The sequence below is a fragment of the Microcoleus sp. N3A4 genome (genome assembly GCF_036701805.1).
GTDB lineage: Bacteria > Cyanobacteriota > Cyanobacteriia > Cyanobacteriales > Microcoleaceae > Microcoleus.
Map to the genome: position 1 here is coordinate 135725 of NZ_JAUBRJ010000007.1, position 13106 is coordinate 148830.

Here is a 13106-nt window from a genome sequence, read left to right on the forward strand (position 1 = left end):
CGACGCGGATGGGATGCAAATAAATTTGACTGATGACTAATGACTGACAACTAAAATCAAATTCCCGATCGCCCTTCCGCTTTCCTGCATTTCGTGCGCTTTGACAATCTCGTCTAAAGCAAAGCTCTCAGCGATAACGTGGCGCAAAACTCCTGCTTTCAAACAAGTTGTAATATCTGCCGCCGCTTGTTGGTGGGCTGCTTTGTCCATCACATAAACTAGCACGTAATGAACGGTTAGATTTTTGTAAACTAATGAGTAAAAGGGAATTTGAGGCGTTAGATCGGAATCAGAAGCGTAAGTAGCGATCGCACCGTTGCGTTTGATAACTTTTAAGTTGGTTTCGAGATTGCTAGCAAAATCAACTTCAATTACGCGATCGACTCCTTCCCCTTTCGTAATTTCTTTAATTCGTGTCGCTATATTTTCTGTTTTATAATTAACAGTATAATCTGCCCCCGCTGTTTTGGCAACTTCTGCTTTTTCAGCAGAACTTACAGTTGCAATAACATTTGCGCCGCCCCATTTGGCTAATTGAATTGCATAATTTCCAACTGCACCCGCGCCGCCCGCAACTAATATTGTTTTCCCAGTTACAGCACCATCTTTAAAAACGCAATTGTGTGCAGTCATTGCCGGAACTCCCAAACAAGCACCTGCTGCAAATTCTGTATTATCTGGCAGGAAAACCGCTTGTTCGCTGGGCACAACAACATATTCCGCCGCCGTACCAAACGGGCGGAGCAATGTAGCTTCATAAATCCAAACTCGTTCGCCAATTCTTGACGGCAACACGTCTTTTCCTACTGCTTCAATTACCCCAGCACCGTCGTTGTGGGGAATGACTCGCGGGTGTCGGATTGTGAGTCCGCCCCAACCGCTTCGCTGCTTGACATCGGATGGGTTAATGCCGGATGCGCGTACTTTAATTAGCACTTCATTTGCACCTAATTCGGGTACATCGATTTCGCCAATTTTGAGGACATCTTTGGCGTTGCCGATTTGTTCGTAGTAAGCAGCTTTCACGGTTGTTTTCTCCTGATTGTTTAGGGCAACAATGGGGCGGGATTTTTAATTTTTAATCCTCATCATATCATGATCGACTAACTCTGTAGTTCGGGTAGGGACACGGCACTGCCGTGTCCTGACAGATATCCTCTGCGATCAAGTTGACAAAATTACGCTATTCCGCCGTTAACGCGGATATTTTGTCCGGTAATCCACCGGGCTTGTTCGCTGCACAAAAATGCCGTCACATCGGCAATATCTTCAACTTTTCCGAGTCTTCCCAAAGCAGCCATTTGAGTAAATCTTTGGATTTGTTCGGCGGTTTTGCCGACAGTGAAAAGTTCTGTATCCGTTGGGCCCGGAGAAATGGCATTGACTGTAATTTGGCGATCGCCCAATTCCTTAGCCAGCGATCGAGTTAGCTGTTCTACTGCGCCTTTTGTCGCCACGTAAGCCCCGTAAGTTGGCAGTAGCATCGCCGTTGTCGAACTGGAAAAATTGACAATTCTTCCTCCGTCTGCCATGCGTTTAGCAGCTTCTTGACAAGCAAAAAATGTGCCTTTAACGTTAATTGCAAAAAGATTATCAAACTCTGCTTCGGTAACTTCCGCCACAGGTTTGTAAAGAATTACTCCCGCATTATTGACTAAAATATCGACTTGTGAATAGGTTTCGAGAGTGCGATCGAACAAATCGCGAATTTCTGCCGTTTTGCTGACATCCGCTTGCACTGCCAATGCTTTGCCGCCTGCTGCTTCAATCGCTGACACAACATCTTTAGCCTGCTCTGCACCTCGGGCGTAGTTGACGACAACCGACGCGCCTTCCTGGGATAATCGGAGGGCGATCGCGCGTCCTATTCCCCGCGAGGCACCGGTCACAATTGCTACTTTTCCTGTTAGTGATGTCATGGGATTTTAGATTGTAGATTTTAAATTTTAGATTGCTCTCACCGATTTTACACTATCTATAGTAGTAAGATGCTCTTCGGCGTACCTACAAATAGGGTTTCTGAGTAAGTCCTGTTTATGCTAAAGTGATATCGCCTGTCCAACTAAAATTTATGACCGTAAATTCCGAGTTAGCCTCGCAGTATTTAGAAGCGGGCGATCGACTCAAACAATCTGGTAATTTTGATGAGGCGATCGCACTTAACAAGATTGCCGAAATTTATTACGATCAACAAAAATTTGCCGAGGCGATCGCCTCCTGTTACCAAGCACTTCGCCACCAACCGAATTTTGCCGCCGCCTACAAAACCCTAGGCAATATCCTGCAAGCCCAAGGCAAAACAGACGCGGCGATTCGTGCCTATTCCAAGGCGATCGAATTTGACCCAAATTTTGTGGCAGCTTATGTTAATTTGGGCAGTATGTTTTACAAACAAGGCTTGCTGGATGACGCCATAATGTACTATCAAAAAGCTATTGCTATTCAACCAGATTTAGCCGCTGCTTATTGGAATTTAGGAAATATTTTGGAAAAACAAGGGCGAATCAATGAAGGTTTGTTTTATCAAAAAAAAGCTCTACATTTACAGCCGGAGTTAGAAGCAATTCAGTAAAAAATAACACTTAGTTGAAGAGGAATGTTACAGTCAGAATAATTCAATCATTAACGATGCAACCTGGATAGAAATGGAAATTAACCAGAATCCGCTCGAATTGCTAACTGCTAAAGTACAAGAAACTTTTGCCGATACCCAAAACTTAGCCAACCAAATCGCTGCTAAAGTTGAGGAAAGTGCAACTGTATTAACGGCGTGGGTAAAATCAGCGCCAAGTTCAATGGTTAGTGCTGGGGCGATCGCCACTCAAGAAGCTTTTAAAATAGCACATAACATCAGTTTTGAGAACCTGCCAACAAATCTGCAATTCAAATTTGCTAGGGCTGGGATGCGTGACGGCATCCGAAACGTTCAAGAAGCAGCAAAAGTATTTGAATCCATACCCGCCCAAATTCGCGCTCAAGGCCCGGAAGCAATTCGCAACTTCTGTCAAGATAAAGATTGGAGTCACATCCAGGCACACGTCAATGGAGGCGGAAGCGAAGCTGCTAACGGAATTTTTGAATATTTTTGGGTGAATCGTGCTCGCGGTGGTGCAGACATGACTGCCGCAGAATTAGCAGTCGCTAAGCAAGTTTTAGCGGATGCAGCGTTTAAAGCAGCAGTTGCCGAAATCGTGGGGGCTGCAATGAAAGGGGCGATCGCCGCAGCAGTAATTGAGTTAATATTTTCTATCTTAGAAAATTCGCTATTGTGCGTGGAAGGCAAAATTACCCAGTCAGAATTAGTTGAAAAAGTCGCCATCGCCACCGCCAAAGCTGGCATTGCTGGCGGTGTTATTACCGCCATTCTCTTAACACTCTGTATGGTATTTCCCCCCATTGCCGCGCTTTTAGGTGCCGCAGCGATGCCTTTGGCAGTTGCAGGTATTGGTTTTATGGGAATTCGCGCCTGGGAAATCTTTTGTCACGGCGATCGGCTATTTGGTATTAGTCAACAAACACAAAAATTTCTGGGGATGACTGAACTGTTGACTGTTGACTGTTGACTGTTGACTGTTGACTGTTGACTAATGACTAATGACTAATGACTGTTATGATATCCGAATCAAACCGTTTATAAAGCGCAGATTTAAGACTCTATTCATGATAGTTATTTATGTCCGCGCTTTTGGGTGGCGGTTGCTTGTAGCAACATTTTCAGATGATTGGGAAATATAAATAGTATGGATTCAGTAGAAAAAACTCAAGATCAGCAGCATCCGCAATACAAGCGCGATCGAGCCACTGTCGATAGTTTATTAGCAGGAGAAGCAACCGACTACAATTTATCGGAATTAGCAAGATTAATAATTCGCTACCGAGGCTTTCCCGGTGCTAGAGATATTCAATTAGACTTAAAAAAAGTCCTGCAAAAATGGAATCATACCGAAGAAACTCTTTACGAACAAACCCGTAAAATTCACACTAAAGGAGAAGTTTACAGGAAACAAAAAAGCGATCAAGAAGATTGGCTTTAATCTCAAATCTGCAACTTCCAGGAAGAGCCTGGAAGCAACAGTCAACAGTCAACAGTCAACAGTCAACTGTTAACTATTTTCAAACCATCTCTGGCGAAACTTGCATTGCCGGCTGCGGCTGGAACTGGAACAGCGAATAAACCACATTGCGGCGGATATCCGTCATCATGTCCAAAAACAGCTCGTAACCTTCAGTTTTGTACTCGATTAACGGGTCTTTCTGACCGTAACCGCGCAGCCCTACAGACTCGCGCAAAGCATCCATTTGTTGCAAGTGTTCCCGCCACAAAGTATCAATTTGCTGTAAAATAAAGAACCGTTCCGCATCTCGCATCAATTCAGCTCGGATTGCATTAACTTCCGCTTCTTTAATGTCGTAAGCATTGCGGACTTGTTCGTGCAGGAATGTTTTAATTTCCTCAACGGACAAATCTTCTAGCTGATCCGGTGTCATATCAGCGAGCAGATAAACAAATTCCTTCACCTTGCTGACAAGTTTGTCGAGTTCCCATTCTTCGGAAGGTAAATCGGGATTGATGTATGCTCCCACGATGTCGTCCATCGTCTGTTCGGCATACTTAATTACCTGTTCTTTGGAGTCCAAACCTTCCAATACTCGGCGGCGTTCCGCATAGATTGCTCGACGCTGATTGTTCATCACTTCGTCGTATTCAAATACCTGCTTGCGGATGTCGTAATAGTAGGTTTCGACTTTTTTCTGAGCGCCTTCGAGGGAACGAGTCAGCATTCCCGATTCGATCGGCATATCTTCCTCAACACCGAAAGCCTTCATCAAACCGGCCACCCGTTCGCCGCCGAAAATCCTGAGCAAATTGTCTTCCAAACTCAAGAAAAACCGCGTAGAACCCGGGTCTCCTTGGCGTCCCGCCCGGCCGCGCAACTGATTGTCGATCCGGCGCGATTCGTGGCGTTCTGTACCGATGACGTGCAAGCCTCCCAACTGCACGACTTCATCGTGTTCGGTGCTGGTAAAAGCATCGTATTCCTTGCGGGTTAAATTGTAAGCTTCCCGCAATTTTTGAATTACCTGGTCTTTTGTCGGCGCTTTTTCCGAAGCTATAGCCACGATATCATCGGCTTGCAATTCCGAGAGCGATCGCTCGCCGTACTCCTTCACCGCCAATTCCACCGCCGCCTTGAGCATTTGCTCGGCATTTTTCGATAGCTGCGTCGGGAAAATCTGCGCCGAAGCTTTCCAAGACTTTACCTTTTTCGCAGTTTGACCAAAACCTTGAGGTGCGGGGCGGCCGCCAATACCGGGCACTTGCACCAGCGAAAAGCCGTCCTCATCCTCGGGCTGCACGATCCGGGGCATCAGATATTCCCGCAACTTCAAGCGGCCCATGTACTCAGAATTACCGCCCAAAATGATGTCTGTACCGCGCCCGGCCATGTTCGTGGCGATCGTCACAGCACCCTTGCGTCCGGCTTGAGCGATAATTTCCGATTCCCGCTCCACATTTTCCGGTTTAGCATTGAGCAAATTGTGAGGAATTTTGCGTTCCAGCAGCAGCCGCGACAGCAACTCCGACTTTTCCACGCTCGTAGTGCCCACCAGCACCGGCCGACCGATTTCGTGCATTTCCGCGCAGTCTTGGGCGATCGCATTCCACTTGCCGGCCTCTGCCTTGTAAACCATATCCGAAAGGTCAGTGCGGCTCGTAATCCGGTTAGTGGGAATCAGCGTCACTTCCAGATTGTAAATCTTCTCAAACTCTGTCTCCTCAGTCTTCGCCGTCCCAGTCATCCCCGACAGCTTCGGATAAAGCAAAAAGAAATTCTGATAAGTAATCGTCGCCAGGGTCTGAGTTTCCGGCTGAATTTCCGCCCGTTCCTTCGCTTCGATCGCCTGGTGCAAACCGTCGCTCCAGCGCCGTCCCGGCATCACCCGGCCGGTAAACTCATCGACAATCACCACTTCGCGATCGGGAGTGACGATGTAGTTAATATCCTTAATAAACAATTCCTTGGCCTTAATCGCATTAAAAATGTAATGCGCCCAAGGGTCAGCCGGGTCGTACAAATCCGTAACACCCAACAAATTCTCAGCTTCACCAAAGCCTTCATCTGTCAGTAGCACATTCCGAGCCTTTTCGTCAACCTCGTAATGTTCTTCATTTTCCTTTCTCAGAGCAGCAGCTACCTCAGCCGCCCGCATATACTTCTCGCTGGGGCGTTCCACCTGGCCGGAAATAATCAGAGGCGTCCGTGCTTCATCGATCAGCACCGAGTCAACCTCGTCAATCACGCAGAAATTAAAAGGACGCTGCACTACATCTTCCATGACAGTAGCCATGTTGTCCCGCAAATAATCAAAGCCCACCTCGCTGTTAGTCGCGTAGGTAATATCGCAGTTATAATTTTTCTTTCGTTCCACCTGATCCATGCCCTGCTGAATCAGTCCCACAGTCAATCCCAGGAAGCGGTGCACCTGCCCCATCCATTCTGCATCCCGCCTTGCGAGATAATCGTTGACGGTAATGATGTGTACGCCTTTACCGTTGAGGGCGTTGAGGTAAGCCGGCAGCGTCGCCACCAAAGTTTTGCCCTCACCAGTTTTCATTTCGGCAATTTGGCCTTTGTGCAGAATGATGCCGCCGAGGAGTTGGACATCAAAGTGCCGCAGTCCCAAAACCCGCTGTCCCGCTTCCCGCACCACTGCAAAAGCTTCCGGCAAAATTTCGTCTAGGATCTCTTTTTCTTCGTTGAGAGATTTAGCTTTTGCCAGACGTTCTTGAAACTCCGCCGTTTTCCCTCTGAGGCCGTCGTCTGAGAGTGCGCGGAAGTCTTCTTCCAGGATATTGATATCAGCTACCCAAGGCTGAAATTTCTTAAGCTTACGTGCGTTGGGGTCGCCGAGCAGATTTTTAAACATGGCAGGAGAGGCAGATTTTTAATAATTAGCTTTAGTTTGCAGCATTAGGGGCTGTAGTGTTAGCCACAACATTTACCTTTCCCGATTGTAGCAAGCATTGGCTCTCCTGGGCCGTCGCTGGGGGCGATCGACCGATTTTGGATTTTGGATTTTGGATTTTGGATTGAATAATTGACCTCTCTTGTCCCTTGCTGATTAAGCAAATCATTTCCACAAACTATTGAGTAAGGGCGTTATGCGGGCAGTTTGTGGATTAGGTGTATAGCCCGAAGGCGGATGAGGAGATTTTAGAGCAACGGGAAGTCATTGTAATTATGTCATTCTGAGCGAAGCGAAGAATCGAGCGAGATTTTTCGCGGAGTTTACTTGCAGAACCCTTCACTCCGTTCTGCAAGTAAACTCCGGGTCGGGAGCAGAATGACAGACAATAGATGCGTAAGTCCTGTACTCAACAAAACGGTTACTGATTTTTATTGACGAAGTTATAAGCTTGATAACCTCCGTAGGTTAAAAGTGCCCCTGCTGCCACAATTCCTGCAACTGGGAGAGTCACTCTTTGCAGCCACAATATTTGTTGCTGTCGTTGTCAAGCCCAACCAACCTGCGACACCAGCAGCAGGCACTGTTGCAGTAGTGGCTATAGGTACGGTGGCAATTGTAATTGAACCACCCTATGACGAACCACCAAGTGCAGCGATTCCAGCGATCGACTCGTTTTTCATTTTTATAACTATTGTGATAATTGTAAGCTGTTGTGCATTTAAACCACTAACTTGGCTGTTCCGGGTGCGTCATCCGCCAACACGCTCCGCTTAAACGGGAAACACTTAGGACGCCCGGCACCATACAATCTGTTTTAAATGTTCAACAGCTTATATTTTATTTGATAATAAACCGCATATTTTGTGTCCTGTCAATATCGAATAAAAAAAATTAGGATTTTCCAGTGTCTATACCTGGCTGCAACGCAGCATTTTAAAAGATTGATAATCTCAACCATCCTTAAATTTAGGACACACTTCAAACGCTAATTGTGACCCATAAAAACAAACATCAAACTCAGTGAAAAAATTAGTTCGTCCTAAAAGAATCGGAATATTATTCACCCTAGTCCATGCGAAAACTAACTGATCTGGATCAAAGTCCCCTACTTTTGCCAAGACTAATAACCCTTTCGTTTCAGCACTCGCTAAATTTCCCGCTAAAGTAACAGAAAATCTTTGCTCTTCCCAAATTGCCCCTAATTGCACCCCAACATTATAGGGCAAAACATTTACACTAGCTCCTGTATCCAGTAAACCCATCACGTCAACAGAACGATTTTGATAAGTTAGTGTTAAAGGCAGATACGGAACATCAGCTAAAACACCTGATTCATCTCGTTTAGGTTGAAAAGAATATCGCCTACCATTAAACATTTTGAGTTTGTTTTTGTTCTGTTTCTAGTAACTGCATCAATTGCTCTGCTGCACTATTAGAGGTATGCACAGAATACATGATTTCAGCAGATTCATTGCCCATAACAATTCCTTCTTCTTTCGCCAATTCTGCTATTAAAAACAGCATCATCTGAAATTTATCAGTACGGGACAATTGCTGAAGTTGGGTTAATAATTCAAGATTTGACATAAAACGCCATTGAATTGGTTTTTTCATTTTACCACGACCTTGAGATTTAAACCACTCCAAAACAGTAGTGTCAATCTCTAATTCCTGAACAGGCAAGATGCCTGTTCCACAAAGAATGAATTTGATTGTGGAACAGGCATCTTGCCTGTTCTTGAGAATGGTGTAAGATGTGAGATTAACCCTACTCTTCAACAGGCCTGGGTACTTCGTAAGTCAAAAAATCGTAAGCCATTTTCGTATTCGGAAAAATTGCCTGCGCTTCTTTAAGCAAATCATCCAGGACGATCGCATTTCCCGGAGCGTAACGCGGGCTAAAATGCGTCATAATTAGCTGTTTAGCCCCAGCAATCAAAGCAACTTGAGCCGCCATTGTCGAAGTTGAATGCAGGCGATCGAAGGCCATTTGAGCATCTTGATGAGCAAAAGTCGCTTCGTGCACCAACAAATCCGCATCCTTCGCCAATTCCACCGCCCCGTCACAAAAAACCGTGTCAGTACAATACACAAACTTGCGCCCGATTTGATCCGGGCCGCAAAAATCAGTACCTTTAAACTGTCGCCCGTCCGATAACTTTACGGTCTTTCCTTGTTTTAATTGACCGTAAAGCGGCCCCGAAGGAATACCCGCAGCCTTCGCTTTTTCTACATCAAAATGTCCCGGACGGTCTTTCTCAGTTACTCGATAACCAAAAGCAGTAACTCGGTGCTTCAAAGGGCCGCAGCTAACAATATATTCGTCATCTTCATAGATGACTCCCTCGTGAATTTTGTGTACCTTAACCGGATAAGAAAAATGAGTTTGAGAATAGCGAACGCCAGCTTGCAAATATTCTTCAAGTCCCGGAGGCCCGTAAAGATCGATGCGCTTGACATTTCCCGCCAAACCGCAGCTAGCCAGCAAACCCATTAAGCCGAAAATGTGGTCGCCGTGCAAGTGAGTGATGAAAATGCGGCTCAGTTGGCTGACTTTTAGGTCGCTGCGGAGAAACTGGTGCTGGGTTCCTTCGCCGCAGTCAAACAGCCAGAGTTCGGCTCGCTGGGGCAAGCGGAGGGCGATGCTGGAAACGTTGCGCGATCGCGTGGGGACGCCGGAGCTAGTTCCGAGAAATGTAATCTGCAAGAGTCAAATCACCTCAATTAAGTCTTAAAAAATATGTTACATATATCCAGAGTGCGGTCAATCCGACATTCAGGAAATAGTCGCAGGCAGGCATCGGTATAAATCGCTGTTCCTGCGAACATCTAGTCGCTAAAATCATTTTTGACAAGCGCACAGGGCGATCGACCCAATTCTAACGTTTTATTTCTTCCGTTCCCCTTTCTTTTTCCCCTCCCTTCCCTTCCCCTTAAAAATTCTTAAACTCGTACAGCACAGGAGGAAAATTTTCAAATGCAATCAGGAGTATTCTTTGCTTCCGTTCTTTCGACATTAAAAAAACGCTACTTTTGGATTTCGCTATTGTTTTGGCTGGTAATGGTAGCCCCAGCACAGGCCGCGCTGATCTTGCGAGTAGCGGTACAAGACGGAGCAAGTCAGGTAAAAGTCGGGAGTTCTACTAAGGCTGCAATCCGCGACGGTAGCGGGCGCAATTTGGGCGAACTGCCCGCAAACAGTTCTCAGTCGGCTCAATTTCGATCGGGAACAGTGGCGATCGGTCGCTGGGCAGCCAACCAAGTTTGGATCGAGCCGACGGGAAACGGTTATGTTTGGATTGGCGATCGTTGGTATCGGGGACGCACGCTTCTAGTTCCCCAAAAAGGAGGCTTGACTGCCGTCAACTACGTCGATATCGAACAGTATCTCTACAGCGTTCTCGGCGCCGAAATGAGTAGCAATTGGCCTACTGAGGCTTTGAAAGCCCAAGCAGTCGCCGCCCGTTCCTACGCTATCCACCAGCGCCTCAAAAGCGAAACCGACCTTTACGATGTGGACGACACTCAGTCTTCGCAGGTTTACAAAGGACTGCAAACAGAATCTTCTGCGACTTATTCCGCAGTCGATGCAACCGCCGGTCAAGTTCTGGCCTACAACGGTCAGATTATTTTAGCCGTTTTCCACTCTGCCTCTGGGGGACATACTGAAAATGTCGAGGATGTTTGGACGGAACCCCTGCCTTACCTGCGCGGTGTTCCTGACTTCGACCAAGGGGCGCCGGTGTACCAGTGGAAAGAAAATTTTTCCCGGGCTCAAATCAGCAGCAAAATTTCTGGCGTCGGAAATGTGATCTCGATGAAGCCTGAACGCACTACCCGTTATGGAAGTGTCCTTAGTATGAAAGTGGTCGGAGATGGCGGTTCTAGGGTCATGAGTGGCGCCGATTTGCGTCGGGTTCTAAATTTGAGGAGTACCCGCTTTACTGTGATTCCTCAGTACGGCGGGATTTTTAGTGGGAGAAATAGCGGGCGGCCTCCTACGGGTTTTCAAGTTGCTGGCAAAGGTTTCGGTCACGCTGTAGGAATGAGTCAGTGGGGGGCCTATAATTTGGCCAGGCAGGGATACGGCTACCAGCAGATTTTGTTGCACTATTACCGGGGTGCTACTTTGGCTAGAATTGCAGTGCAGTAACTGCTACAAATTTGTTATTTGTTACTGGTTATTTGTGATTGGTTATTTGTCATTACTAGCTACTCAAAATTCACCAAAAATACCTAACAATTACCAACCACTAACAAATAACCAATAAGAAATAACTACATTAAGGATTGCTATGCAAAAGTGGGAGTATTTATTTGTGGATGCAAATATGTATCCTTTTGGAAACAAACTGATTAGTTTATATGTAAACGGTGAAGAACAGCGAGATTGGAAACAAGGCTCGCTGCATCTATTTGTCAATCAGTTGGGGGAGGATGGGTGGGAACTTGTAACTCTGAGCCACGACTCGAAGTACGACCAAAATAGTTTGATTTTCAAACGCCATAAGGTTGTTAAAAAAACTAGGAATACGAAAGAGCCTCACACGCCGCAAAATTGACTGTCATATCAATTTCGGTTACACCGTCCGTGATTGTTGACTGTTGACTGTTGACTGTTAACTGTTGACTGTTAACTGTTGACTGTTGACTGTTGACTGTTGACTGTTGACTGTTGAGTGTTGACTGTTGAGTGTTAAAAATCTAAAATCTAAAATCTAAAATCGGTTGACTGTTGACTGTTAAAAATCTCAAATCTAAAATCTAAAATCGGTTGACTGTTGACTGTTAACTGTTGACTGTTGAGTGTTAAAAATCTCAAATCTCAAATCTAAAATCTAAAATCGGTTGACTGTTGAGTGTTAAAAATCTCAAATCTCAAATCTCAAATCTAAAATCGGTTGACTGTTGACTCGATTTTATGATTCCGATGCAACCGGAAACGATATCATATCCTGTCCGAGCGATCGACTCCAATCAAACAGCTTTGCAGTCAGGAGTAAAGTTCTCAGAATATTCTGAGAATTTCAGTCATCACTACAAACGTTCGTCGGAGTTGAGATTTACGATCGCCACTTACGCAGAAACCGGGTTTTAGAGCAATACGCTTGGGATAAGACACTCATGGAGACCAAACCCTGTGAAAAACAGATACTCCGAAGGCGCGTGCGGGCCCTTCGGGCTTATGCTGAGCCCAAAGCTCGCAATGACTAAAAAAACATTAACCCAAGCGTATTGAAATATAGCCAGAAAAACTCTGTGACAGAGGATGTGCATCGTTAGGTTACTATAGCAATCCTCGCATCAGCCGCAAAATCGAGCGAGACCAGAATCCTTGCAGTGCGAGCCAGAAAGCTCGCGTATAATGCAAGCAAATCATTTAGGATTGCTATATATGGAGCCAAAAGAGCTAGCAGCCCGATACGATTTAATTGCCCAATGGTGGCAGATTAAGCATCAAAATTCATCATACGGAATTGCCCAATTGGAGCGGGCAATCCAATTTACTTCTAGAAGGCACTCAGCCCTTGATGTAGGGTGTGGAAGTAGCGGACGTTTTATCGACATCTTATCCAAGCAGGGATTTCAGCCGGAAGGACTTGATATTTCTAGAGAAATGATCGATTTAGCGGTTCAATTGCATCCAGAAGTCACATTTTGTGTAGAAGACATCTGCCACTGGATTCCTGGAAAACTTTACAGCTTAATTTGTGCTTGGGATAGCACCTTTCATCTACCGCTCAATATGCAAGAGCCTGTGATGAAAAAGCTATGCAATGCTCTTGAGTCTGACGGAGTAATCCTGTTTACCTGTGGTGGCGGACATACAAATAATGAAATTTCTGGGTCATTTCAAGGTCAGGACTTCGAGTACAGCACTTTGGGAGTAGATGCTTTCCTACGAATTATAAGTGAGCATCACTGCACCTGCCGCCATCTCGAATACGATCAATATCCTGAAAATCATGTTTACATCATTGCTCAGAAGACCTAACCAATCAGGGTGACACAGGTGTCAGCACTCATCGCCCGTTTTTTATGATTGGTTATGGCACAATACGCTTGGGATAAGACACTCCTGGAGACCCAACCCTGTGAAAAACAGATACTCCGAAGGCGCGTGCGGGCCCTTC

General features: G+C 45.8%; 14 protein-coding genes. 8 read left to right on the plus strand and 6 right to left on the minus strand.

The features are described from left to right. Positions 1 to 36: 36 nt before the first annotated feature. Together QUA56_RS06670 and QUA56_RS06675 are read right to left on the minus strand one after the other, a co-directional pair. Positions 37 to 1026, minus strand: coding sequence for an NADPH:quinone reductase (locus QUA56_RS06670; protein WP_333354811.1), 990 nt, complete (start codon positions 1024 to 1026; stop codon positions 37 to 39). Positions 1027 to 1178: 152 nt separating this feature from the next. After that, positions 1179 to 1919: an SDR family oxidoreductase gene (locus QUA56_RS06675; RefSeq protein WP_333354813.1), complete on the minus strand. Its 741-nt coding sequence runs from the start codon at positions 1917 to 1919 to the stop codon at positions 1179 to 1181. A gap of 152 nt (positions 1920 to 2071) precedes the next feature. Here QUA56_RS06675 and QUA56_RS06680 point away from each other — a divergent pair, with 152 nt between their 5' ends. The 3 genes from QUA56_RS06680 (at position 2072) to QUA56_RS06690 (ending at position 4034) form a co-directional block, all read left to right on the plus strand. Continuing rightward, positions 2072 to 2572 carry a tetratricopeptide repeat protein gene (locus QUA56_RS06680; protein ID WP_333354815.1) on the plus strand — a complete coding sequence of 167 codons (501 nt, stop codon included), beginning with the start codon at positions 2072 to 2074 and terminating at the stop codon, positions 2570 to 2572. A 73-nt stretch (positions 2573 to 2645) separates the two neighbouring features. After that, the gene (locus QUA56_RS06685) at positions 2646 to 3563 is read left to right on the plus strand and encodes a hypothetical protein (protein ID WP_333354818.1); all 918 of its coding nucleotides are present in this window, start codon (positions 2646 to 2648) and stop codon (positions 3561 to 3563) included. Between the two features lie 177 nt (positions 3564 to 3740). Further along, positions 3741 to 4034, plus strand: coding sequence for a DUF3288 family protein (locus QUA56_RS06690; protein WP_333354821.1), 294 nt, complete (start codon positions 3741 to 3743; stop codon positions 4032 to 4034). Positions 4035 to 4113: 79 nt separating this feature from the next. Here the strand turns inward: QUA56_RS06690 and secA are convergent, their stop codons facing one another. Beyond that, positions 4114 to 6930, minus strand: coding sequence for a preprotein translocase subunit SecA (secA, locus tag QUA56_RS06695; RefSeq protein WP_333354823.1), 2817 nt, complete (start codon positions 6928 to 6930; stop codon positions 4114 to 4116). 513 nt (positions 6931 to 7443) lie between these two features. Here secA and QUA56_RS06700 point away from each other — a divergent pair. Beyond that, complete coding sequence (locus tag QUA56_RS06700) at positions 7444 to 7746, plus strand: hypothetical protein (protein ID WP_333354825.1); 303 nt, start codon at positions 7444 to 7446, stop codon at positions 7744 to 7746. 176 nt (positions 7747 to 7922) lie between these two features. Here QUA56_RS06700 and QUA56_RS06705 read toward each other — a convergent pair whose 3' ends face one another. The 3 genes from QUA56_RS06705 to QUA56_RS06715 form a co-directional block, all read right to left on the minus strand. Next, entirely contained in the window at positions 7923 to 8348 is a 426-nt protein-coding gene (locus tag QUA56_RS06705) for a retroviral-like aspartic protease (protein WP_333354827.1), read from the minus strand. Continuing rightward, positions 8341 to 8655 (minus strand): hypothetical protein, encoded by a 315-nt coding sequence (locus tag QUA56_RS06710; protein WP_333354830.1) that lies wholly within the window; start codon positions 8653 to 8655, stop codon positions 8341 to 8343. Before QUA56_RS06710 ends, QUA56_RS06705 begins: the two co-directional genes overlap by 8 nt. An 85-nt stretch (positions 8656 to 8740) precedes the next feature. Beyond that, complete coding sequence (locus QUA56_RS06715) at positions 8741 to 9679, minus strand: ribonuclease Z (RefSeq protein WP_333354833.1); 939 nt, start codon at positions 9677 to 9679, stop codon at positions 8741 to 8743. Between the two features lie 270 nt (positions 9680 to 9949). Between QUA56_RS06715 and QUA56_RS06720 the strand changes: the two genes are divergently transcribed. The 4 genes from QUA56_RS06720 to QUA56_RS06735 all read left to right on the plus strand — a co-directional run bounded on the left by QUA56_RS06720 (position 9950) and on the right by QUA56_RS06735 (position 12967). Next, on the plus strand, positions 9950 to 11125 hold the full coding sequence (locus tag QUA56_RS06720; RefSeq protein ID WP_333354836.1) for a SpoIID/LytB domain-containing protein: 1176 nt from the start codon (positions 9950 to 9952) through the stop codon (positions 11123 to 11125). A gap of 142 nt (positions 11126 to 11267) precedes the next feature. Next, on the plus strand, positions 11268 to 11534 hold the full coding sequence (locus QUA56_RS06725; RefSeq protein WP_333354838.1) for a hypothetical protein: 267 nt from the start codon (positions 11268 to 11270) through the stop codon (positions 11532 to 11534). A 359-nt stretch (positions 11535 to 11893) separates the two neighbouring features. Then, a complete protein-coding gene (locus QUA56_RS06730) occupies positions 11894 to 12070 on the plus strand; it encodes a hypothetical protein (RefSeq protein WP_333354841.1) in 177 nt (58 codons plus the stop codon). A 297-nt stretch (positions 12071 to 12367) separates the two neighbouring features. Then, positions 12368 to 12967, plus strand: coding sequence for a class I SAM-dependent methyltransferase (locus QUA56_RS06735; RefSeq protein ID WP_333354843.1), 600 nt, complete (start codon positions 12368 to 12370; stop codon positions 12965 to 12967). Positions 12968 to 13106: the final 139 nt, after the last annotated feature.